21 protein-coding genes are annotated in these 21,684 nt (G+C 58.9%); 13 read left to right on the top strand and 8 right to left on the bottom strand.

The features are described from left to right. Positions 1-209 precede the first annotated feature (209 nt). Entirely contained in the window at positions 210-458 is a 249-nt protein-coding gene (locus tag P2081_RS15365; RefSeq protein ID WP_278923748.1) for a hypothetical protein, read from the bottom strand. Positions 459-519: 61 nt separating this feature from the next. On the opposite strand from P2081_RS15365, the gene P2081_RS15360 reads away from it, so the two are divergent. The 8 genes from P2081_RS15360 to xylB all read left to right on the top strand — a co-directional run bounded on the left by P2081_RS15360 (position 520) and on the right by xylB (position 10,116). Next, the gene (locus P2081_RS15360) at positions 520-1,578 is read left to right on the top strand and encodes a LacI family DNA-binding transcriptional regulator (RefSeq protein ID WP_278923747.1); all 1,059 of its coding nucleotides are present in this window, start codon (positions 520-522) and stop codon (positions 1,576-1,578) included. Continuing rightward, entirely contained in the window at positions 1,575-2,870 is a 1,296-nt protein-coding gene (gene xylA, locus P2081_RS15355; protein WP_278923746.1) for a xylose isomerase, read from the top strand. Before P2081_RS15360 ends, xylA begins: the two co-directional genes overlap by 4 nt. Before the next feature lie 24 nt (positions 2,871-2,894). Continuing rightward, positions 2,895-3,950, top strand: coding sequence for a sugar phosphate isomerase/epimerase family protein (locus P2081_RS15350; RefSeq protein ID WP_278923745.1), 1,056 nt, complete (start codon positions 2,895-2,897; stop codon positions 3,948-3,950). Continuing rightward, positions 3,950-5,086, top strand: coding sequence for a Gfo/Idh/MocA family protein (locus P2081_RS15345; protein WP_278923744.1), 1,137 nt, complete (start codon positions 3,950-3,952; stop codon positions 5,084-5,086). Before P2081_RS15350 ends, P2081_RS15345 begins: the two co-directional genes overlap by 1 nt. Continuing rightward, positions 5,083-6,606 (top strand): sugar ABC transporter ATP-binding protein, encoded by a 1,524-nt coding sequence (locus P2081_RS15340; protein WP_278923743.1) that lies wholly within the window; start codon positions 5,083-5,085, stop codon positions 6,604-6,606. The genes P2081_RS15345 and P2081_RS15340 overlap by 4 nt, the downstream gene beginning before the upstream one ends. Positions 6,607-6,619: 13 nt before the next feature. Further along, entirely contained in the window at positions 6,620-7,618 is a 999-nt protein-coding gene (locus tag P2081_RS15335) for an ABC transporter permease (protein ID WP_278923742.1), read from the top strand. A 35-nt stretch (positions 7,619-7,653) separates the two neighbouring features. After that, positions 7,654-8,607 (top strand): ABC transporter substrate-binding protein, encoded by a 954-nt coding sequence (locus P2081_RS15330; protein WP_278923741.1) that lies wholly within the window; start codon positions 7,654-7,656, stop codon positions 8,605-8,607. Positions 8,608-8,673: 66 nt separating this feature from the next. Next, complete coding sequence (xylB, locus tag P2081_RS15325; RefSeq protein WP_278923740.1) at positions 8,674-10,116, top strand: xylulokinase; 1,443 nt, start codon at positions 8,674-8,676, stop codon at positions 10,114-10,116. 47 nt (positions 10,117-10,163) lie between these two features. Here xylB and P2081_RS15320 read toward each other — a convergent pair whose 3' ends face one another. Continuing rightward, positions 10,164-10,589, bottom strand: coding sequence for a hypothetical protein (locus P2081_RS15320; protein ID WP_278923739.1), 426 nt, complete (start codon positions 10,587-10,589; stop codon positions 10,164-10,166). A 97-nt stretch (positions 10,590-10,686) separates the two neighbouring features. Between P2081_RS15320 and P2081_RS15315 the strand changes: the two genes are divergently transcribed. Further along, entirely contained in the window at positions 10,687-11,520 is an 834-nt protein-coding gene (locus P2081_RS15315) for a LysR family transcriptional regulator (RefSeq protein ID WP_278923846.1), read from the top strand. 18 nt (positions 11,521-11,538) lie between these two features. Here P2081_RS15315 and P2081_RS15310 read toward each other — a convergent pair whose 3' ends face one another. The 6 genes from P2081_RS15310 to P2081_RS15285 form a co-directional block, all read right to left on the bottom strand. After that, positions 11,539-12,546, bottom strand: coding sequence for an ABC transporter ATP-binding protein (locus P2081_RS15310; protein WP_278923738.1), 1,008 nt, complete (start codon positions 12,544-12,546; stop codon positions 11,539-11,541). Further along, positions 12,543-13,568 (bottom strand): Gfo/Idh/MocA family protein, encoded by a 1,026-nt coding sequence (locus P2081_RS15305; protein WP_278923737.1) that lies wholly within the window; start codon positions 13,566-13,568, stop codon positions 12,543-12,545. The genes P2081_RS15310 and P2081_RS15305 overlap by 4 nt, the downstream gene beginning before the upstream one ends. After that, a complete protein-coding gene (locus tag P2081_RS15300) occupies positions 13,565-14,404 on the bottom strand; it encodes a carbohydrate ABC transporter permease (RefSeq protein ID WP_278923736.1) in 840 nt (279 codons plus the stop codon). The genes P2081_RS15305 and P2081_RS15300 overlap by 4 nt, the downstream gene beginning before the upstream one ends. Before the next feature lie 11 nt (positions 14,405-14,415). Then, on the bottom strand, positions 14,416-15,342 hold the full coding sequence (locus tag P2081_RS15295) for a carbohydrate ABC transporter permease (protein WP_278923735.1): 927 nt from the start codon (positions 15,340-15,342) through the stop codon (positions 14,416-14,418). An 80-nt stretch (positions 15,343-15,422) separates the two neighbouring features. After that, positions 15,423-16,676 (bottom strand): ABC transporter substrate-binding protein, encoded by a 1,254-nt coding sequence (locus P2081_RS15290; protein WP_278923734.1) that lies wholly within the window; start codon positions 16,674-16,676, stop codon positions 15,423-15,425. A 29-nt stretch (positions 16,677-16,705) separates the two neighbouring features. Continuing rightward, positions 16,706-17,602, bottom strand: a complete 897-nt coding sequence (locus P2081_RS15285; RefSeq protein ID WP_278923733.1) for an N-acetylmuramic acid 6-phosphate etherase — start codon at positions 17,600-17,602, stop codon at positions 16,706-16,708. A 146-nt stretch (positions 17,603-17,748) separates the two neighbouring features. Here P2081_RS15285 and P2081_RS15280 point away from each other — a divergent pair, with 146 nt between their 5' ends. From P2081_RS15280 to nagA, 4 genes are read left to right on the top strand one after another with little or no spacing between them, the layout of a single operon-like run. Beyond that, entirely contained in the window at positions 17,749-18,645 is an 897-nt protein-coding gene (locus P2081_RS15280) for a glucosamine kinase nucleotide-binding domain-containing protein (protein WP_278923732.1), read from the top strand. Next, positions 18,642-19,400 (top strand): GntR family transcriptional regulator, encoded by a 759-nt coding sequence (locus tag P2081_RS15275; protein WP_278923731.1) that lies wholly within the window; start codon positions 18,642-18,644, stop codon positions 19,398-19,400. Before P2081_RS15280 ends, P2081_RS15275 begins: the two co-directional genes overlap by 4 nt. A 10-nt stretch (positions 19,401-19,410) precedes the next feature. Beyond that, positions 19,411-20,439, top strand: coding sequence for an SIS domain-containing protein (locus P2081_RS15270; RefSeq protein ID WP_278923730.1), 1,029 nt, complete (start codon positions 19,411-19,413; stop codon positions 20,437-20,439). Continuing rightward, entirely contained in the window at positions 20,436-21,590 is a 1,155-nt protein-coding gene (gene nagA / locus P2081_RS15265) for an N-acetylglucosamine-6-phosphate deacetylase (protein ID WP_278923729.1), read from the top strand. The genes P2081_RS15270 and nagA overlap by 4 nt, the downstream gene beginning before the upstream one ends. Positions 21,591-21,684: the final 94 nt, after the last annotated feature.

The raw sequence follows: 21,684 nt of genomic DNA, 5'->3' as shown, positions 1-21,684 counted from the left end.
GGTGTTTCCTCGAGGCGGTAGGGGAAGGATGAGTCGGCTATTGGGCGCCCTTATTGCTTAACATGACAAATAAACTTTGCGCAATGAATTTGCGCAGTCAGCCCGATGAGCTATATTGCGATTAATCCTGGCGGGTGGGAAATTGTCGTTGACAATACAGCAATATGTTCCGGAATTTCGGGACGAATGACTGGAAAAACTTCCCGACCTTAGGTGATTTTCAGCCTGTTTCCAGCACTGCTAAAGCGCTGTATTCGGGTCTTTTCTGCCACGTCGCCTTGCCTGGCAGCGCATCCTTTCTTTGGGGGTCGGCCCGCAATGCCATCGGTTCCAGGGGCGGTTTCTGCGGCTTCTGGCCGGGCCTTTCCTCTGGGTAAATGGCAGGTGTCGTCATTTGGAAAAGCGCCGCTGCCAGAATAATGATTGACGCCTATCATTTTTTGATTGACGTCTGTCATTTTCAAGTCTTTGCTAGAGGCAGGAGAGCACGGCGTTGTGACGCGCCGGGTGGGAGGAAACATGGCAAGCCCAACCTTAAGCGACGTGGCGCAGGCCGCCGGCGTGAGCTATGCGACAGCTGATCGTGTAGTCAACAAGCGCGGTAACGTGGCGGAAAAGTCGATCCGCAAGGTGCGCGACGCAATGGCGGCCCTGGGATATGTGCGCAATGTCGCCGCCGCCAATCTGTCGCGCGGTCGTGTTTATCGGCTCGCATTTTTGATCCCATTGGGCCCGAATGCCTTCTTCAACCGGATCCGCGACCACCTGAAGATCACCGCCGAGCGGCTACAGACTGAACAGATCCGTGTAGAGATCATCGAGGTCGCGGCCTTCGGGGTAGAAGACATGCAGGCGGGGCTCACGGCGCTGTTGGAGCAAGACTTTGATGGTGTGGCGATTGTCGGCCTGAAAAGTGCGGCGCTGGAACAGCCGCTGGCAGCGCTGCGGCAAAAAGGGGTGGCCATTGTCGGGTTGGTGTCGGATCTGCCGATTGACTATCGCTCGGCCTATATTGGCATTGATAACCGGGTTGCGGGCCGGACGGCGGCGCGGCTGATTGGCATGGCGCATGGCGGCGGCAAGGGCCTGGTGCAGACCTTTGCTGGCGCCCTTGCGGCGCATGACCATGCCGAACGGTTGGCAGGGTTTCAAGAGGTGATCACCGCCGATTTCCCCAAGATTGCGCTGCTGAACCCGTTGATGACCAAGGATGCTGCGGCCGTCGTGCAAAGCCAGGCCAGTGCAGCCTTGGCGCAGCACCCGGATCTGACGGCAGTTTATAACGTGGGCGCGGGTAACAGTGGGCTGATTGCCGCCCTTACCTTGGCCCCGCGCAAGCCCTTTTGCGTGGTGCATGAACTGGTCCCGCATACGCGCAAGGCGGTGGAAGCGGGCCATATTGATATCGTGATTGACCAGCGCCCCGATGTGGAAATCAACCGCGCCTTCAGCGTGCTGCGCGCCTTGATTGACGAACAGGGCGTGCCGCGCATGCCGGAATTGGTCCCAACCATCTACCTGCGGGATAATCTGCCCGGCGCCCCCTTCCCCGAGACGATGAAAGACAAAACCACATGACGGATTTCTTTAAAGATATTGCCCCACTGGCCTATGATCCCAATAGCACTGGTCTGGATTTTCGCCACTACAACCCGGATGAGGTGATCCTGGGCAAACGGATGGAAGATCACCTGCGTTTTGCGGTGGCCTATTGGCATTCTTTTGCCTGGCCCGGTGGTGACCCCTTTGGCGGCCAGACCTTTGATCGGCCCTGGTTTGGCGACACCATGGATCTGGCCCGGCTCAAGGCGGATGTCGCCTTTGACATGTTTGATCTGCTGAATGTGCCCTATTTCTGCTGGCATGACGCAGACATCCGCCCCGAAGGCGACAGCTTTGCCGAGAGCCTGCGCAATTTTGAGGAGATCATTGACTATTTTGGTACCAAGATGGCGGGCAGCAAGACCCAGCTTCTGTGGGGCACAGCGAATATGTTCAGCCACCGCCGGTTTATGGCGGGCGCGGCCACCAACCCCGACCCGGAAATCTTTGCCTGGTCGGCGGCGACGGTAAAGGCCTGCATGGATGCCACCCACAATCTAGGCGGTCAGAACTATGTGCTGTGGGGCGGGCGCGAAGGCTATGAAACGTTGCTCAACACCGATCTGAAACGCGAACGCCAGCAGGCCGGGCGGTTTTTGCAGATGGCGGTGGAATACAAACATAAGATCGGTTTCAAGGGTGCCATTCTGGTGGAACCGAAACCGCAGGAACCGTCAAAGCACCAGTATGATTTTGACGTCGCCACTGTCTATGGCTTCCTCAAGGAATTTGGCCTTGAAGGCGAGGTGCAGATGAATATCGAGCAGGGTCATGCAATCCTGGCGGGCCATTCGTTTGAACACGAACTGGCGCTGGCGGCGAGCCTTGGCATTTTTGGCTCTATCGACATGAACCGCAATGACTACCAGTCTGGCTGGGATACCGACCAGTTCCCCAACAATGTGCCCGAGGTGGCGCTGGCCTATTACGAGGTGCTGAAAGCCGGGGGGTTCACCACTGGCGGCACCAATTTCGATGCAAAACTGCGCCGCCAATCGCTGGATCCTGTCGATCTGATTGCCGCGCACGCCGGGGCGATGGATGTCTGTGCGCGGGGCTTCAAGGCGGCGGCGGCCATGCTGGAGGACGGAACCCTGGAAGCGATGCGCGCCGAGCGCTACGCCGGTTGGGACAGTGCTGATGCGCAGGCGATGCTGGAAAGCGATCTGGGCAGTATTGCGCAACGGGTACTGGACGATGGCATCAACCCGCAGCCGCAATCCGGGCGTCAAGAGATCCTGGAAAACGTCGTCAATCGCTTTGTGTAGGCGAACAAAAGGGAGGGAAGAGCCATGAAAACTATCAAGGGTCCGGCGCTGTTCTTGGCGCAATTCGCGGGCGATGACGCGCCATTCAATTCCTGGGATAGCATTACCAAATGGGCCGCTGACTGTGGCTACAAGGGGGTGCAGGTGCCCAGCTGGGATGGCCGCCTGATTGATCTGGACAAGGCCGCCAGTAGCAAGGACTATTGCGATGAATTCAAGGGCAAGGCCCGCGAAAACGGCGTGGAAGTCACCGAACTGTCAACCCATCTGCAAGGCCAGCTGGTTGCGGTTCACCCCGCCTATGACACCGCGTTCGATGGCTTTGCCGCACCCGAAGTGCGGGGCAATCCGGCGGCGCGCCAGGAATGGGCGGTGGATCAGGTGAAAAAGGCGCTGTCGGCCTCGCAGCACATGGGGATTGGGGCGCATGCCACCTTTTCCGGCGCGCTGGCCTGGCCCTATATCTACCCCTGGCCGCAGCGCCCGGCGGGCCTGGTTGAAACCGCCTTTGACGAACTGGCAAAACGCTGGCTGCCAATCCTGAACCATGCCGAAGACTGCGGCGTTGATGTCTGTTATGAAATCCACCCGGGCGAAGACCTGCATGATGGCATTTCATATGAGATGTTCCTGGAACGCACCGGTAACCACGCCCGCGCCAATATGCTCTATGATCCCAGTCACTATGTGCTGCAATGCCTGGATTATCTGGACAATATCGACATCTACAAAGACCGGATCAAAATGTTCCACGTCAAGGATGCCGAATTCAACCCAACCGGACGGCAGGGGGTCTATTCCGGCTATCAAAGCTGGACCGATCGTGCCGGGCGGTTCCGCTCGCTTGGGGATGGGCAGGTCGATTTTGGCGCGGTGTTTTCCAAGATGGCCGCCAATGATTTCGACGGCTGGGCCGTGGTCGAATGGGAATGCTGCCTGAAACACCCCGAAGACGGCGCCCGCGAAGGGGCGCAGTTCGTGTCGGACCACATAATCCGCGTGACTGACAAGGCCTTTGATGACTTTGCCGATGGCGGCACCGATGAGGCCGCAAACCGCAAAATGTTGGGGATCGACTGATGGCACCTATTCGTCTTGGAATGGTCGGCGGCGGCAATGACGCTTTTATTGGTGGTGTGCACCGGATTGCTTCACGGATTGACGACCGCTTTGATCTGGTTGCGGGCGCGCTGTCCTCGACACCGGAAAAATCCGCCGCCAGCGCCGAAGCGCTTGGAATTCCACGCTCTTACGGCAGCTTTGCCGAGATGGCCGAGGCCGAAGCCGCCCGTGAAGACGGGATCGAGGCAGTGGCCATTGTCACGCCCAACCACGTCCATGCAGCAGCAGCCAAGGCCTTTCTGGCCAAGGGCATCCATGTGATCTGCGACAAGCCGCTGACCGCCACCATGGAAGAAGCCGCCGATCTGGAAGCGGCGGTGGCGCAGGCGCAATCGCTGTTTGTGTTGACCCATAACTATACCGGCTATCCGATGATCCGGCAGGCCCGCGCCATGGTGGCAGCGGGCGATCTGGGCGATATCCGTATCGTGCAGGCCGAATATCCGCAGGATTGGCTGACCTCTGCGGTGGAAAACGAAGGTTTGAAACAGGCCGAATGGCGTACCGATCCGGCCCGTTCAGGCGCTGGCGGATCGGTCGGCGATATCGGCACCCACGCCCACAATCTGGCCTGTTTTGTCAGCGGCTTGAAGGTCGAAAGCCTGGCCGCCGATCTGCAATGCTGGGGCGCGGGGCGCGCATTGGATGACAATGCCCATATGATGCTGCGCTTTCAGGGTGGCGCACGGGGAATGCTGTGGTCCAGCCAGGTGGCGCCGGGCAACGAGAACGCGCTGAAGCTGCGCATCTATGGCGACAAGGGCGGGTTGGAATGGGCGCAAGAGGATCCCAATTACCTTTGGTACACCCGCCATGGCGGCGCCAAGCAGCTGCTGACCCGCAATGGTGCCGGCGCCAATGCAGCCGCGCAGGCCGTCAGCCGCATCCCCGGTGGCCACCCAGAAGGCTATCTGGAAGGCTTTGCTACCATTTACAGCGAAGCGGCTGATGCCATTCGCGCCTATCAGGGTGGTGCTGCGCGCGCGGATGCCATGGGCCAACTGCCCGGTATGGCTGACGGTATGGCGGGGATGAAATTCATTCAGGCCTGCGTCACCTCGTCGGCCCGAGATGCGGCTTGGGTCACCCTATGACTGCGGGCCCCGTCATCGCGCTGAAAGGCGTCAGCAAGAGCTTTGGCCCGATTGAGGTGCTGCATGGCGTGGATCTGGCCCTGCGGCCGGGCACCGTGCATGCGCTGATCGGCGAAAACGGGGCAGGCAAATCCACCACGATGAAAATTCTGGCGGGCTATCAGCCTGCCAGTTCTGGTGAGGTTCTGCTGGACGGGCAGCCCGCCCAGTTTACCAGCCTGCATGACGGCGAACTGGCGGGCATCGTGATGATCCATCAGGAATTCAATCTGGCAGAGCAACTGACCGTCGAGCAGAATATCTTTCTGGGTCGTGAACTGACGCGCGGCCTGCTGTTGGACAAGGCTGAAATGCGCCGCAAGACGCGTGCCTATCTGGATCGGGTGGAGTGTGATATCTCGCCCGATGCACTGGTTTCTTCTCTGTCGAACTCTGACAAGCAGATGGTGGAAATCGCCAAGGCGCTGTCGCGCGATGCCCGCGTGTTGATCATGGATGAACCCACTGCGGTGCTGACTACGCGCGAAACCGAGGTGTTGTTCAAGCAGGTCGACGCCCTGCGCAGTGCTGGGACCGCGATCCTGTTCACCTCGCATAAACTGGACGAAGTTGCGTATATTGCTGATGAAATCACCGTGATGCGCGATGGCGCAGTGGTGCAATTCGGCCCGGCTAGTGACAGCAGCGAAGACGCGATGGCCACTGCCATGGTGGGGCGTGATGTGTCCGACCTCTATCCTGAAAAACCAGGTGTGGCACCGGATGCGCCGGTGGTGTTGAGGGTCGATGGTCTGGAGGTGCCCGGCTTTGCCAAGAATGTATCCTTCAGCCTGCAGCAGGGGGAAATTCTTGGCCTCGGCGGGCTGATTGGATCTGGTCGGACCGAACTGATGGAGGGCCTGGCAGGACTGCGCCCAGCCCGGGCAGAGAGCCTGCATCTGTTTGGGCAGCCTGTTGTGTTCAAGACGCCCGGAGCGGCGCAACGGGCGGGGCTGTGCTACCTGACCGAAGACCGCAAACTGCGCGGGCTGCTGCTGGAACGTGGTATGCGCGAAAATCTGACCCTTCAGACCCTGCATAAATTTGGTGGTTTTCTGATTAACCGCACCGCCGAAGAGGCCGCCCTGACCCGCGCAATCGAAGAATTCGATATCCGGGCCGGCAGGCGCGATGTGCGCGTTGGCAATATGTCCGGCGGCAATCAGCAAAAGCTGCTGCTGGCCAAGGTGATGCTGTCAGAGCCGCGCCTGCTGATTGTGGATGAACCAACCCGCGGCATTGATATCGGCACCAAGCAGCAGATCTATGCCTTCCTGCGGGGGCTGGCGGATGCGGGACATTCGATCATCGTCATCACCTCTGAAATGCCCGAACTGATTGGCCTGGCAGACCGCATCATGGTGATGCGTCAGGGCGCGGTCAGCGGCATTCTGCAGCCGGGTGAAATATCTGAAGACGCAATTGTGCGCCTGTCCATGGGACTGCGCGCTGAGACAACACCCACTTTCGAAGTGGCATAAGGGTTTGAATACCATGACTGATGCAACGCTCCCTCCGCCGCAAAGCCGCGCCTGGCCGTCGATGTCGGTTCTGGGGCCGATCCTTGCGCTGATTGTTCTGGTTATCATCGGGGCAATGCTGAATGCCAATTTCCTGAGCGCCGCCAATATCACCAATGTGCTGGCCCGATCAGCCTTTATTGGCATCATTGCGGTGGGCATGACCTTTGTCATCACCGCCGGGGGGCTGGATCTGTCGGTGGGGTCGATGGCAGCTTTTATTGCCGGGCTGATGATCCTTGTGATGAATGCGGCCCTGCCAAGCCTGGGCGTCGGGGTGCCAATCATCCTGCTGGGCATGGCAACCGCGCTTGTTGCCGGCCTGCTTGCCGGATTGCTCAATGGCTATCTGATCACAAGCCTTGGCATTGATGCCTTTATCGTCACGCTGGGCGCCATGGGGGTTTACCGGTCGCTGGTGACCTGGCTGGCCGATGGCGGCACGCTCTCGCTGGATTTTGCTCTGCGCAGTTTTTACCGACCGGTTTATTTTGATGGCATCCTTGGTATCAGCTGGCCGATCATTGTCTTTGCGCTGGTTGTGCTTCTGGGGGAAATCCTGATGTCGCGTGCAGCCTTTGGCCGCCACTGCGCCGCCACCGGATCCAATGAAAACGTCGCCCATTATTCCAATGTCAACGTCAAGCGCACCCGGCTGATCGCCTATGCAGGCCTTGGCGTCCTGGTTGGCGTCGCCACCATCATGTATGTGCCGCGGCTTGGCTCTGCCTCCTCTTCCACCGGGGTGTTGTGGGAATTGGAAGCCATCGCCGCCGTCATTATCGGCGGCACGGTCCTGAAAGGTGGTTTCGGCCGGGTCTGGGGCACCGTGATCGGCGTGCTGATCCTGAGCCTGATTGGCAACATTCTGAACCTGACGGATTTTGTGTCGCCCTATCTCAATGGTGCGATCCAGGGCGTCATCATCATTCTCGCTGTGATCCTGCAGCGCGAAGGCAAGACGGCAAACTAGAGCCGCTTCAAGCACGCTTCATGGGAGGAGCAAAGATGAAATATACCAAATCATTCGCTGCACTGGCATTGGCTACGGTCGTCGGAACCGCCGCCGTCGCAGCTGAAACAGAGGTCAAGGTGATCGGTGTGTCCATTCCTGCGGCAACGCATGGCTGGGCCGGTGGCATGAATTTTCACGCGCAGCAGACTGTCGAACGCCTGGAAGAGGTCTATCCCGAACTTGATTTTGTCCTGGCCACCGCATCGGACCCCGGTAAGCAGGTCAATGATATCGAAGACATGGTTGCCACCCGCAACATCGATGCGCTGGTGGTGCTGCCTTTTGAATCCGATCCACTGACCCCGCCGGTACAGGCCGTTGCAGACAGCGGCGCCTGGGTCACCGTTGTGGACCGTGGTCTTTCGGTGCCCGGCATTGAAGACCTTTATGTTGCAGGCGACAATTCCGGCTTTGGCAAGGTGTCGGGCGAATACATGGCCTCCAAGATGCCGGATGGCGGCGATATCGTGGTGTTCCGCGGCATCCCAACCACCATCGACAATGAACGCGTCGATGGGTTCAAGGCGGCGATTGATGGTTCTGGCATCAACATCCTGGCGGCCGAACACGGCAACTGGAACCGCGACGACAGCTTTACCGTGATGGAAGACTTCCTGTCGAAGTATCCAAAAATCGACGCGGTTTGGGCCTCGGATGATGACATGGCTATTGGTGTTCTTGCCGCGATCGAGGCCGCCGGGCGTGATGATGTCCAATTCGTTCTGGGCGGCGCTGGCATGAAGGAAATGATCAAGCGCACCGCAGATGGCGACAAGATGATGCCTGCCAACGTGACCTATCCACCCTCGATGATTGCCACCGCAATCGAACTCACGGCTGTTGGATTGACGTCCAATGCACCTGTGTCGGGGTCTTTTGTCATTGGCTCGGTCCTGGTGACGCAGGAAAACGCAATGGATTTCTACTATCCTGACAGCCCGTTCTAAGGGTGCTTCCCTGGCCATCTGCTGCGGGTGGATGGCCAGCCAATTTCTACTGGATGGGCCATCGCAATGTATCTTGGACTGGATTTGGGCACTTCGGGTGTCAAAGCGCTGTTGATCGACGAAGATCAGATCGTCCTGGCCGAAGGCCATAGCGCGCTGGAGGTCGACCGCCCTGCCCCGCTATGGAGTGAGCAGGATCCGATGGCCTGGATTGCCGCCTGCGAAGCGGCGATTGATCAGCTGCGCGCCAGCGCCCCAACCGCCTTTGCAGCGCTACGTGGCATTGCCGTGTCTGGCCAGATGCATGGCGCGACCCTGCTGGATAAGGATGATCAGCCCCTGCGCCCCGCCATCTTGTGGAACGATGGCCGCGCCAGCATCGAATGTGGCGAACTGGACGCGCGCGCCGATTTTCGCGGTATTGGCGGCAATCTCGTTATGGCCGGTTTTACCGCGCCGAAACTACGCTGGGTGGCAAAAAATGAGCCTGACATATTTGAAAAAACACGGAAGATTTTGCTGCCAAAGGATTTTGTCACGCTTTGGCTGACGGGAGAGCACGTCTCGGACATGTCCGATGCGGCGGGGACACTTTGGTTGGATGTGGCCCGGCGCGACTGGTCGGATGTGCTGCTCGCGGCCACCGGGCTGAGCCGGGATCATATGCCTCGGCTGGTCGAAGGCAGTGCGTCGGCAGGCAGGCTACGCCCCTCGCTGGCCACTGACTGGGGCGTTGCATCTGTCACCGTGGCGGGTGGCGGCGGCGACAATGCGGCGACGGCCTGCGGGCTAGGGCTTGTGCAGCCAGGCGATGGGTTCTTGTCTTTGGGCACGTCCGGCGTGCTGTTTTCGGTCACTGATCATTTTGCGGCCAATACCGATGGCGCAGTGCATAGTTTCTGTCATGCGGTGCCGCAGACCTGGCATCAGATGGGGGTCATCCTTTCGGCCACCGATGCGCTGTCCTGGCTGGGCGATATCGTCGGCAAAACACCTGCGGCACTGACCGCGCTGGTGGAGCCGGACCGGGCGCCCTCTGCGGTGACTTTTCTGCCCTATCTGTCTGGTGAAAGAACGCCGCATAATGCGCCCGATGCCAGCGGTGCGTTCCTTGGGTTGCGTCGCGACCAGCGGCTGGCGGATCTGGTGCAGGCCGTGATGGAGGGCGTCGGCTATGCCTTTGGCGATTGCTGCGCGGCGCTGGATCACTGCGGATCCCTGCCCGAAACGGTCTGGGTCGCAGGTGGCGGCAGCCAGTCAGAAACCTGGCTGCAAATGATCGCCGATATTACCGGGTTGACCCTTCAGCTGCCCGCCAGCGGTGCCCAGGGCGCGGCACTTGGCGCGGCGCGGCTGGCGATCCTGGCCAGCACGCCCGAGCAACCGGCCAGTTCAGTACTGACGCCACCACAGGTTCAGGCCTGCTATGGGCCCAAACCGGATCGCGCCGAAGCCTATGCGCAGCGCTATCTCGCCTATAAGGATGGTTGGAATAGCGGCTGCGCATAGGGTCAGCCTACCCGGCCGACACTGGCCGCTGATCTATTGGCCACCAATCAGATATTCTCAATCGTGGTCACGGTTTCGCGGAAATAGTCCAACAGCCCCTCGGCTTCATGCGAGATAATATGGGTCAAGGATCTGACCTCGCGCTGACGCTGACCATAGAAGAATTGCTGCTGAAACCGGGTCAGATGCCAGCCGGCGCCAAGGGCCGAGGTCTGGACCTCCAGCGCCTGTGTTCCCTGGGGAAAAATCTCTTTCCCCAGCCGCGCAAATAGCCCCATCAGGGATGGTTTTGTGTCAGCCTGTTGCCAGCTGACGTCGGTATCGGCATCGCGGTAATGGTCGATGCGAAAATCAATGTCATCGGCCATGTCGTCAAAAAGCGTCATATCGCCGGCGCAGAATTTTGCAATCACCTGATCAATTACGGCGGCACCGGGGTTTGCGGCTGTTTCATTTGTTGCTGTCGCAGTCATCTCTGAAGTCCTTTTCAAGGGTTGGCCCCGCCGATATGCCAGTCGCAGTATATAAAGTTAATTGCTATGAAGGCTATAGAAGGTATAGTCATTGACTATGATAGAACTTACCACACTACGCTACTTTGCTGGTGCCTTTGAAACCGGAACCTTTAGTCAGGCGGCCCGCGCCAATGAGGTGAGCCAGCCGACGGTTTCGGCGGCGATTCAGAAGCTGGAACAACGTCTGGGGGGGGCGTTGTTCTTGCGTGCCAAATCAGGTTTGCAGCCAACGCCGCTGGCAATCCGGCTGTATCATGACACGGTGGAAAGCGTGGCCCATCTGTCGAGCCTGGATCAGCGGCTGCAGACCCAGCCCCAGCAACGGGTGCGCATTCACTGTGCCCCCGATGTGCTGCTGCAGAGCTTTGCGCCCGGATTGAATGCGCTGCGCTGGAAATCCCCCGATCTGACTTTTGCCTTCACCGATGATCCGCTTGGCAGTGACTTGGCCTTTTTGTCCGAGGCCTGCGTCCCAGCCGGCCATGGTTTTATTCTGCTGACGGAAGAGCCCTTTTGCGTCGCGCTTGGGCGATTTCACCCGCTGGCCCGTGCGGCGGGTCTACGTCTGGAGGATATTGTCGATCAGGCGCTGATCCATCGGCCCTATTGTCCAGATGCCGATCGCCTTGATCCAGCAGCGGCGAAGAACGGGGCCAGCCCGGGGCCTGCGGCGCAGGCGATGAATGATGCGCAACTGCTGGATCTGGTGGCGGCGGGCCTTGGCATCGCCCTGGTGCCGCGCTCACATGGTGAGGGGCGAGAGGACATCATTCTGCGCCCATTTATTCACCCGGAAAAAACCAGCCGCCGCCTTGGCATTTCGTACCGAAAATCGGTTTTTGCCAGCACACTGGCCAAGCAACTGGCGGATACGAACCCCCTGCCCTGATCTGCCCGGATGCGCCATTTAGGTCGCGCAACGGACCCGCTGTTGCTGAGCGTCGAACAGGAAGGCGGCAGAATCGTCAAAATCAAGCTCGATCTCGGCCCCGACGCGCGTATCGTCCTGGCCAAAAATGCGCACGGTAAGAGCCTCTTGCCCTTCGGTGGCGACCAGCAGGTTGGTGTCGCCGCCCAGACGTTCAACATGGGTCACGGCCCCCTTGATCCGCCCGCCTTTGGTCGGGCGCAGATGTTCGGGGCGTAGGCCCAGGGCCCCATCTTTCGGGATATTCAACGGCGCTTTTTTCAGGAAATTCATCGCTGGCGAGCCGAGGAAGCCGGCAACAAACTGATTGGCGGGGTTGTTATACAGCTCCATCGGTGATCCGACCTGTTCGACCCGCCCATCCCGCAAAACCACGATTTTGTCGGCAAGGGTCATGGCCTCGGTTTGATCATGGGTCACATAGATCATCGAGGCGCTGAGGGTCCGGTGCAGTTCTGCGATCTCGATGCGCGTATTCATCCGCAATGCGGCATCAAGGTTCGACAGAGGTTCATCAAACAGGAACAGCTTTGGTTCGCGCACAATGGCCCGGCCGATGGCCACCCTTTGGCGCTGGCCGCCGGACAGGTCCGCAGGCTGGCGGTCTACATAAGCGCCCAGATCCAGCATTTCGATAGCTTTGCCAACCCTTTCATCGATCACGGATTTGGGCTGCTTTTCCTGTTTCAGCCCCAGCGCCATGTTGTCGCGTACGCTCAGATGCGGATAGAGTGCGTAGGACTGGAAGACCATGGCAATGCCGCGCTTGGCGGGGGGGACGGTATTGACCACTGTGCCACCAATATCGACAGTGCCTGAACTGGCGTCCTCAAGCCCCGCAATCACCCGCAACAGGGTGGATTTACCACAGCCCGAAGGGCCGACGAAGACCACGAATTCGCCATCTTCGACGGTCAGGTTGATGTTTTTCAAAACTTCTACCGAGCCAAACGACTTGCAAAGATTGGTAAGGGTCAGCGCGGTCATTGGGTCTCTCCTAGGTCTACGGGGCGTCCGGTGCGGATGCTTTGGTCGGCGGCCAGGCAAATTTTCAGCGATTGCACGGCGTCGCTCTGGTGGCGTGTCAGGTCGATGTCCTGGGTGATCGCCTTGATCATGAAGGCCTGCTCGGCGTTGCACAGCTGCTGATGGCCCGGCTCATCCGGCATTTCAATCAGGGTATCGCCAGAGGGGCGATGCACCAGAATGCCGCCAACTCGGGTGTGGCCATCCACATCATCAGAGGCGCCTTTGTTGTCCTCGGTGATGGAAACCGCGCCTCTGGGGGAGATCACGTCTTTTACAAAAAACGCAGTTTCCGACATCATTGGCCCCCAGCCCGCCTCGTACCAGCCGACTGAGCCATCTTTGAACCAGACCTGCAATTGCCCATAGTTATACATATCCGTGGCAATTTCATCCGACAGGCGCAGGCCCATACCGCTGACCCGCACAGGCGCGGCATCGGTGATCTGGCACATCACATCCACATAGTGCACGCCACAATCGACCAGCGGGCTGGTGGTCTGCATCAGGGATTTATGCGTATCCCAGGTGGGGCCATCTGATTGCTGGTTCAGGTTCATGCGAAACACATAAGGCCCGCCCAGATCGCGTGCCTCGGCGACGAGACGCTGCCAGCTGGGATGGTGGCGCAGGATATAGCCGACGACAAGCTTGCGGTTCAGCCGCTGGGCTGTTGCAACCACCCGCTGTGCATCTGCCACAGTGGTCGCCAGCGGTTTTTCGATAAACACATGCGCGCCCGCCTCCATCGCGGCGATGGCATAATCGGCGTGGCTGTCGGAATAGGTGGCGACGCAGACCAGATCGGGCTTTTGCGCCAATCCTTCCTCAAAGGTTTCGAAGCGGGGGTAATCTGCCAGTTCGGGTGGCAAATCCACATCCGAACGGTTCACCAGCCCGACGATCTCGGCCTCGGGGTGGGCGTGATAGGCCAGCGCATGGCTCCGCCCCATATTGCCAAGCCCCGCAACAACAACCCTCATTTCACTGCTCCTGATGTGATGCCCCGGATTAGCTGCCGCGAGAAAACAACGTAAAGCGCCATGACCGGCAGAATGGCCAGTGACAGGGCAGACAGAACCGCGTTCCAGTCGGTGACAAACTGGCCAATAAAGACCTGACTGCCGAGCGTCAGGGTTTTGACCTCTTCGGATGGGGCCAGGATCAGCGGGAACCATAGATCGTTCCAGATCGGGATCATGTTGAACACGGCAACCGTTGCCATGGCCGGGCGCACCAGCGGCAGAACCAGGCGAAAGAAGATCCGGTATTCGGACAATCCGTCGATGCGGCCGGCGTTCTTCAAATCGTCACTCACCTGGCGCATGAATTCCGATAGGATGAACACCGCCAAGGGCAGCCCCTGTGCGGTATAGACCAGGATAAGCGCCCACAGGGTGTTGACCAGCCCCGTCTGTACCATCATTTCCAGAATGGCGACGGTGCCAATGCGAATGGGGATCATGATGCCGAGGGCCAGATACAGCCCCATCAGCGTGTTGCCCTTGAAGCGGTATTCCGCCAGGGCAAAGGCCGCCATGGCACCAAACAGCAGAATAAAGAACAAGGAACCCACCGTCACGATCATCGAATTCTGAAAGTAGAGAACGAAATCCCCCTGCTTGAGCACGGTTTCATAGCCGATCAGCGAAAAACTATCTGCATGGGGCAGTGCCAGTGGTTCACGAAAGATCGCCTTGCGTGTTTTGAAGCTGTTGATAACGATCACAAAGACCGGGAATAGCGCGATCACGGTATAAAGGATCAAGGCCCCATGCGCGGCAAAGGTATTCAGGCGGTTTTGACGGGCAACATTCATCGCGCTCTCCTTCAGAACTGATAGCGGCGCATGCGCGACTGAATACCAAACAGGTACAGACACACGCCAATCAGGATGATGGCAAACATTGCGGATGCAATGGTTGACCCCATATGCGGATCCCCTAGTTGCAGCTGAAAGCCAAAGAAGGTGCGATACATGAATGTGCCTAGAATATCAGTCGAGAAATCCGGTCCGGCCAGTGCGCCCTGCGCCGCGTAGATCAGATCAAACGCATTGAAATTGGCGACAAAGGTCAGGATTGAAATAATCCCGATCGAGGGCAGGATCAGTGGCAGCTTGATCTTCCAGAAGGCTGCAAGTCCGGTGATGCCGTCCACTTCTGCCGACTCTAGAATTTCATCAGGAATCGACAGGAGTGCCGCATAGATCAGCATCATCGGGATGCCAACGAACTGCCAGACCGACACCAGCGACAGGGTGGTCAGCGCATAGGCCTCTTTGCCAAGCCAGGGCGCATAAAGCGATTTCAGGCCAACGGCATCCAGCAGTCCCGGCGCAATGCCCCAGATGGGCGACAGGATGAGCTTCCAGGCGAAACCAACGATAACAAAGCTGAGAATGGTGGGAATGAAGATGGCGGAACGGTAAAAACCGGCAAATCGCAGTTTCGGGTGGCTCAGGATTGCGGCAAGGGCCACGCCAATGGGATTTTGCACCAGCATATGCACCAGGAAGAACCAGAAATTATTTCCTAGCGCGTTCCAGAATTGGGTGGACCAGATCGCATCTCCGAACAGGGTGCGAAAGTTCTGCAAGCCCACAAAAATCCGCGTCTGGTCGACCTCGGTGAACAGTGACAGGCGCAGGGTGTTGAACAGCGGATAGATCATGACGGCGGTGTACACCAGCACCGCAGGGGCCAGAAACACAAGGATATGCCACCTGAATTTGGGTTTTGTCTGTTGTTCAGCCATCAGGACATCCTACCGCGAAACGAATAACTGGGGGAATGCCGCCCTCAAACGGGGCGGCATCCGGATATCAGGACAGTGGTTTACTGCTGCGGCGCATACCAACTGGCAAGACCCTCTTGCAGGCGTTTACCTGCCTCTTCCGGGGTTTCAGAGCCTTTGATCACAGCCGCCGATGCGTTCCAGGTGTCATTTTCCAGGTTTGGCGTCCCACGCGACAGGATCTGATAGGTAGAACGGATCGAGCTCTCGCATTCCCCGCGCCAGGAAATGAACTCCTCGGCCAATGGGTCTTCGACCGTGACAGGTGCCGAAGACAGCGGGAAAAAGCCCGGCAGCGCGTTGGCAAAGATGGTCGAAAACTCGGAAGAGGCAACCCAGTTCAGGAAGGTCTTTGCTGCCTCGGGGTTGGGGGTGGCAGCGTTCATGCCGATGCCAATATCGGTGTGATCCGAAATATAGCAGGTGTCGCCGGCCTTCTGAACTGGTGGATAAAACGCCCCCATCTCAAAATCCGCCAGCCCGTTGAAGCCGGAGACCTCCCAAGAGCCGGCAGGATAGATCGCCGCGCGGCCCAGAGTGAAAATGTTCTGGCTGTCAGGATAGGTCTGCGCCTCATAGCCATCTCCCAGATAGGGGGCCCATTTGGCAAGCTGGCGATAGGGCGCGATCCAGGCTTCATCCGTCAGTTTCTGCTCTCCGGCAATCAGGGCCAGGCGGCCTTCTTCGCCTTTCCAGTAGTTCGGGCCGATGTTGTTATAGCCCATGGTGGCGGCTTCCCACTGGTCGTTGGTGCCCATCGCCATCGGGATATAGTTGCCGTCTTCCTTGATTTTTTCCAGAACCGCAAAGAATTCAGCCTCGGTCTTGGGGACCTCTACGCCCACTTCGGCAAAGGCCTCTTTGTTGTAGATAAAGCCGTGGATCACGCTGGCCATCGGCACGCAGTATTGCACGGTCGCGTCGTCGGTGCTCCAGCCTGATTTGGCCACAGACGAGAAATTTGCCATGCCATCCAGATCACTGATCTCTGCAAGGTGGCCTGCCTCATACAGCGCTTGCGAGGCGTCAAAGGGGCGACAGGTGATGATGTCACCGGCAGAGCCGGCGTCCAGTTTGGAATTCAACACCGCGTTGTATTCCGCCGGGGCCGAAGGCGTGAACTTGAGCTTGATTCCCGGGTGCGCCGCCTCAAAGGCCGGGATGATGTCATTCTGCCAGATAGCCAGATCGTCATTGCGCCAGCTTTCGATGGTCAGCGTCACATCCTCGGCAGCCGCCGTACCCGCGATGATCGTCGAGGCCAGCATGGTTGCGATTACAGTCGTCTTTTTCATGATCTTCTCCCTATTATTGTTTGTCTTTCTTATGTATTTTTGTTCTTTTCCAGCGCCTTAAGGCAGGGGCCCAGATGGCCGTCGTGGCGCTGCAGCAGGGTCCGTGCGACAAGGGGGCTGCAGCCCTTTGCGACCAGAATGGCGGCCTTTGGATTGCCCTGCGTCTGCGCTAGGGCGGCCTTGGCCACAGGTGCGGATACATCTGCAATATGGCGCACGATGCCGATGGCGCGCTCAATCAGTTTGGCGTTGTCAGCCACGACATTGACCATCATGCCCTGATAGACATGGCCCAGCTTTATCCCCATCAAAGAGGACATCAGGTTCAGCGCCACCTTCTGCCCGGTTCCAGCCGCGAGCCGGGTTGATCCGGCAATCACCTCTGGCGGTGTTGCAACGCAGATGGGGACATCGGCCATCTCTAGCAGCGGCGTTTCGGGGTTGTTGGCAATGGCGATGACACTGGCGCCGTTCGCTTTACCCGATTTGGCAAGCGCGAGGGCGTAGGGGGTTGTGCCGCTGGCGCTGAGAACGATGACCACATCCCCCGGCATCACGTCGCGCAGGGCGATGTCCGCAGCGCCAGCGTCATCTTCAGTGTCGCCGGGCATCTGCCCCGTCGTTGGGACGCCACCCGCCATATGGATGTGAACACAATGCGCTGGGATGCCAAAGGTGCCGGGTAATTCACAGGCATCAGCCAGGGCCATCAGCCCGGAACTGCCGGCTGCCGCATAGGTCAGGGACCGGCCAGATCGGATTGCAGCAGCCATGAGCTGTGCGCCGCGATCAATCTCTGCGATCACGGCCTGTACCGCCGTGATAGCCGCTGACTGGGTTTCCAGCAGTGCTGCGGCGGCCAGAGGCACGGATTGCGCATCAATCGCGTCGCTCTGTATCCGTTGCTCGGTCGTTGGTTGCAGCATGAGAATCCCCCTCTCGCCCAATCTAATACCTTTTAGATACCTTTTGTCTACTCCCTATTTCCATAAAGACCAAATACAAGGCCAATCTCACCAGATTTAGCATATTTGGCCTGTATTTTCGTTAAGAGGTATTATATAGGTATTGCATGCGTGACTCGAAGCACAAAATTCTGATTGGCGTTGATGGGGGCGGAACCGGATGTCGCGCAGCCATTGGCACTGCTGATGGTGGGGTGCTTGCACGAGCCGAGGGTGGTCGCGCCAATGCTGCGTCCGATTTTGCGCTGACTGTGAAAAATATTATTGCCACGGTGCGCCTGGCGGCTGAAGGTGCAGGCATTCCGATTGCCGCACTGGAGACTGCGACCGCGCATATCGGCATCGCCGGCGTATTGGGGCCAGAAACTGCCGCACAGGTTGCCGCGGCGCTGCCATTCAAAGACTGCAAGGTAACAGATGACCGGCCAACGGCCGTTACCGGTGCTCTGGGCGCTCAGGATGGGTATCTGCTTTCTGTTGGGACCGGCACAATTGCTGCCGCCAGCCAATCAGGTGTGTTTTCATATGTTGGCGGCTGGGGGTTTCAGGTGTCGGACCAGGCATCCGGGGCTTGGTTGGGCCGTGCCGCCTTGGCGCAGGTCCTGCTGTGCCATGATGGATTGTCCGCTCACACTGATCTGACCCGCAAGATCTTTGCAAGATTTGACAACGATCCAAATGCCATCGTGACCTTCAGTCTGACCGCCAAGCCGGGTGATTTTGCCACCTACGCCCCTGATGTTGTGACCTCTGCGCGGGCGGGGGATGTTTGGGGGCGGCGCGTCGTTGACAAGGGCGCCGACTATTTGATGCGCTGCCTTGGTGTGCTTGGTTATCAGCCCGGCGACAGGCTGTGCCTGTCCGGCGGGCTGGGGCCCCACTATGCGGCGTTCTTGCCTGCGCCAGTGGCGTCTGGCCTGATCCGTGCCAAGGGCAGCGCTCTGGATGGTGCTTTTCAACTGGCCAAAGCAAGCCAGGCGATCCTATCGGAGGACGCAAGATGAGCATTGCCACGTTCCTGACGCCGGACAATTGGCTGCAACCGGATGCCGGGCCGCGCTATGTCCAGTTGCGCCAGCGCCTGAAAGAGGGCGTTGATCAGGGTGTTTTGAAAGCTGGCAGCCCCCTGCCCCCTGAACGTGAAATCGCCGCCTTGACAGAGCTGTCACGGGTAACCGTTCGCAAGGCAATCCAGGCCCTGGCGGCAGATGGTATCATTATACAAAAGCAGGGTTCGGGCTCGTTTGTGGCCTCGGATGCGCCACAGATCGAACAGTCCCTGTCGCGGCTGACCTCCTTCAGCGAGGATATGTCGCGACGCGGCATGACCTCTACCAGCACCTGGCTTGAACGCGGCATCTATATGCCCTCGCCGGACGAGGTTCTGACCCTGGCGCTCTCCCCGGACGACTCGGTGGCGCGTATTGCCCGGCTCAGGATCGCTGACGGCAAGCCCATGGCGATTGAACGGGCGTCGCTTTCGACCCGGATGTTGCCAAACCCGCTGCTGGTTGAAACCTCTTTATATGAGGTCTTGGGCGCGGCTGGGTTTAGACCTGTGCGGGCGCTGCAGAAGATTTCTGCCATCAACCTGGAAGAGGACGACGCAGGCTTGCTGCAGGTTGCACCCGGAAAGGCTGGGCTGCGGATTGAACGCACCTCTTATCTGGCGGATGGCCGCACCGTCGAATTCACCCACTCCATCTATCGCGGGGATGCCTACAACTTCGTGGCCGAACTCCGCCTTGCCAAAGAATAGGGTTGCACAGATGAACACTCAGACACAGATGCGCCGGGAAATTCTGGAGATCCCCCGCGCAGTTGACCGGCTGCTGCACCGTGGCGGCGACGATATCCGCAGCGCCGCCGAGGCCATTCGCGCCCGAAATCCCAGCTACATGGTTACGGTCGCGCGTGGGTCGTCCGATCATGTTGCAACCTATCTGAAATACACCTCCGAACTGCTGACAGGCACGCCGATTGCCTCGCTCGGGCCCTCGATTGCCTCGATCTATAATCGTAAATTGAACCTGGCAGGCAGTGTCTGCCTGTCGGTGTCACAATCGGGCAAAAGCCCAGATATAGTGGAAATGGCGCGGATGGCGCAGCAGGGCGGCGCACTATCCATTGCCATGACAAACCACACCGACAGCCCGTTGGCGCAGGTGGCCGATCACTGCTTGAACCTGCATGCCGGGCCTGAAATCAGCGTCGCGGCAACCAAAACATTTGTAAACTCGGCCGTGGCGGGCATTTGGATGCAGGCGGAATGGGCCGAGGACGACGCGCTTCGGGCTGCAATCATGGACCTGCCCAGCAAGTTGGAAAAGGCAGTCAACATCGACTGGCCAGAGGCCCGCGCTGCGCTTGGCGCGCGCAACTCCATTTTTTGTCTGGGCCGCGGGCCCGCCTATGCGATTTCCAATGAGGCGGCGTTAAAATTCAAGGAAACCTGTCAGATCCATGCGGAATCCTATTCCTCAGCCGAGGTTCTGCACGGCCCTGTTTCCATTGTGGACAGCGGCTTTCCAGTGATTGCCTTGGCCGCCGAGGACGAAGCCGAAAGTGCGCTTGCCGGGGTTGCGGATGAAATTGCGGCCAAGGGTGCCACGGTTTTTGCCACCAGTGAAAAGGCAATGCAGGCCAGTAGGTTGCCTACGGTCCGCACGGGTCATCCGCTGATCGATCCGATCTGCCTGATTGCCAGTTTTTATGCGATGGTTGAAAGAACAGCCGCTGCGCGGGGCATCAACCCTGATGCGCCAAGGCATCTCAAGAAAGTGACAGAAACGGTATGAATGGCCTTGCCAAAGCCTATGTGGGGGCGCAGATCCACGATGGGGTAGACCTGCACAGCCAACACGCGCTAGTGCGCGCGCAAGATGGCAGCCTGCGTATTCTGCCGCTTCATGGCTTGGCGCCGGACCACCCTGTTGAGCGGCTGAATGGCGGGGTGATCACGCCTGGATTTGTTGATTTGCAGGTCAATGGCGGTGGGGGCGTCATGTTTAATGATGACCAATCGGTCGCGGCCCTGCGCACCATAGCCCAGGCGCATGCCTCTACGGGGACGCAGGCCTTGCTGCCAACCCTGATCACCGACACCCCAGAGCGCACCCGGGCGGCAATCGATGCTGTCGAACAGGCCTTGGCGGAAAAGCTAGAGGGTATCATCGGTATTCACCTGGAAGGGCCGCACTTGTCGGTGGCCCGCAAGGGCGCCCATGATGCACAGCTGATCCGCCCGATGGGCAAAGAGGACCTCGCCTTGATGCTGGGCGCTGCGGATCGGATCCCAAATGTCATGGTGACGGTCGCCCCGGAAAACACCACGCCAGCGCAGATCAAGGCGATGTCAGATGCGGGGATCGTGGTGTCCCTTGGGCATACAGAGGCCGATAGCGCCACCTGCCATGCCGCCTTTGATGCCGGGGCAAAATGCGTCACGCATTTGTTCAACGCCATGAGCCAGCTGGGAAACCGCGAACCAGGTCTGGTTGGCGCCACCCTGGAGCGAGACGATATCTACGCAGGTTTGATTGCTGACGCCATTCACGTACATCCTGCCGTCATCCGCATTGCGCTGCGTGCAAAACCGCAATCAGACAGGATCTTCTTGGTCACCGATGCCATGGCGACAGCGGGGTCGTCGATTGATCATTTCTTGCTCAACGGCCGAAAGGTCTTTCGCAAGAACCAGCGTCTGACCCTGGAGAATGGTACCCTTGCCGGTGCCGACCTGGTGCTATCCCGTGCGCTCTCGGTTATGGTTGATGATGTGCAGGACGATCATAGACAGGCAGTTTCGCGCGCGACATCGACGCCGGCCTCTTTGCTTCCCAATGGGGCCGGTTTGGGCCGTATCACCGATAGCTCACGCTCTGCGCTGTATTTTGAAACCACATTTTCAGATCCCGCAGTGCTGGGAGGGCACGACCCGGCGCGCTGAGCGCTAGCCCTGTGCAGACGCGGCTGGTGCAGCCTCTGCACCTGTGTCCTGTTGTGTGTCGCTTGCGGGAATGAAGCTCACCAAAGGGTGGTCG

The sequence above is a fragment of the Pseudophaeobacter profundi genome (assembly GCF_029697505.1).
GTDB classification, from domain to species: Bacteria; Pseudomonadota; Alphaproteobacteria; order Rhodobacterales; family Rhodobacteraceae; genus Pseudophaeobacter; species Pseudophaeobacter profundi.
Note: the sequence above shows the minus strand (reverse complement) of the source record. Positions and strands in the feature narration are given on the sequence as shown.

Bases quoted from the DNA above. Each gene is read 5' to 3' on its own strand.
- xylA (WP_278923746.1), top strand. From the start codon at position 1,575: ATGACGGATTTCTTTAAAGATATTGCCCCACTGGCCTATGATCCCAAT.
- P2081_RS15285 (WP_278923733.1), bottom strand. From the start codon at position 17,602: ATGCTGCAACCAACGACCGAGCAACGGATACAGAGCGACGCGATTGAT.
- P2081_RS15360 (WP_278923747.1), top strand. From the start codon at position 520: ATGGCAAGCCCAACCTTAAGCGACGTGGCGCAGGCCGCCGGCGTGAGC.
- P2081_RS15280 (WP_278923732.1), top strand. From the start codon at position 17,749: ATGCGTGACTCGAAGCACAAAATTCTGATTGGCGTTGATGGGGGCGGA.
- P2081_RS15290 (WP_278923734.1), bottom strand. From the start codon at position 16,676: ATGAAAAAGACGACTGTAATCGCAACCATGCTGGCCTCGACGATCATC.
- P2081_RS15340 (WP_278923743.1), top strand. From the start codon at position 5,083: ATGACTGCGGGCCCCGTCATCGCGCTGAAAGGCGTCAGCAAGAGCTTT.
- P2081_RS15270 (WP_278923730.1), top strand. From the start codon at position 19,411: ATGAACACTCAGACACAGATGCGCCGGGAAATTCTGGAGATCCCCCGC.
- P2081_RS15350 (WP_278923745.1), top strand. From the start codon at position 2,895: ATGAAAACTATCAAGGGTCCGGCGCTGTTCTTGGCGCAATTCGCGGGC.
- xylB (WP_278923740.1), top strand. From the start codon at position 8,674: ATGTATCTTGGACTGGATTTGGGCACTTCGGGTGTCAAAGCGCTGTTG.
- P2081_RS15365 (WP_278923748.1), bottom strand. From the start codon at position 458: ATGACAGACGTCAATCAAAAAATGATAGGCGTCAATCATTATTCTGGC.
- P2081_RS15305 (WP_278923737.1), bottom strand. From the start codon at position 13,568: ATGAGGGTTGTTGTTGCGGGGCTTGGCAATATGGGGCGGAGCCATGCG.
- P2081_RS15335 (WP_278923742.1), top strand. From the start codon at position 6,620: ATGACTGATGCAACGCTCCCTCCGCCGCAAAGCCGCGCCTGGCCGTCG.
- P2081_RS15300 (WP_278923736.1), bottom strand. From the start codon at position 14,404: ATGAATGTTGCCCGTCAAAACCGCCTGAATACCTTTGCCGCGCATGGG.
- P2081_RS15295 (WP_278923735.1), bottom strand. From the start codon at position 15,342: ATGGCTGAACAACAGACAAAACCCAAATTCAGGTGGCATATCCTTGTG.
- P2081_RS15320 (WP_278923739.1), bottom strand. From the start codon at position 10,589: ATGACTGCGACAGCAACAAATGAAACAGCCGCAAACCCCGGTGCCGCC.
- P2081_RS15275 (WP_278923731.1), top strand. From the start codon at position 18,642: ATGAGCATTGCCACGTTCCTGACGCCGGACAATTGGCTGCAACCGGAT.
- P2081_RS15345 (WP_278923744.1), top strand. From the start codon at position 3,950: ATGGCACCTATTCGTCTTGGAATGGTCGGCGGCGGCAATGACGCTTTT.
- P2081_RS15330 (WP_278923741.1), top strand. From the start codon at position 7,654: ATGAAATATACCAAATCATTCGCTGCACTGGCATTGGCTACGGTCGTC.
- nagA (WP_278923729.1), top strand. From the start codon at position 20,436: ATGAATGGCCTTGCCAAAGCCTATGTGGGGGCGCAGATCCACGATGGG.
- P2081_RS15315 (WP_278923846.1), top strand. From the start codon at position 10,687: ATGATAGAACTTACCACACTACGCTACTTTGCTGGTGCCTTTGAAACC.
- P2081_RS15310 (WP_278923738.1), bottom strand. From the start codon at position 12,546: ATGACCGCGCTGACCCTTACCAATCTTTGCAAGTCGTTTGGCTCGGTA.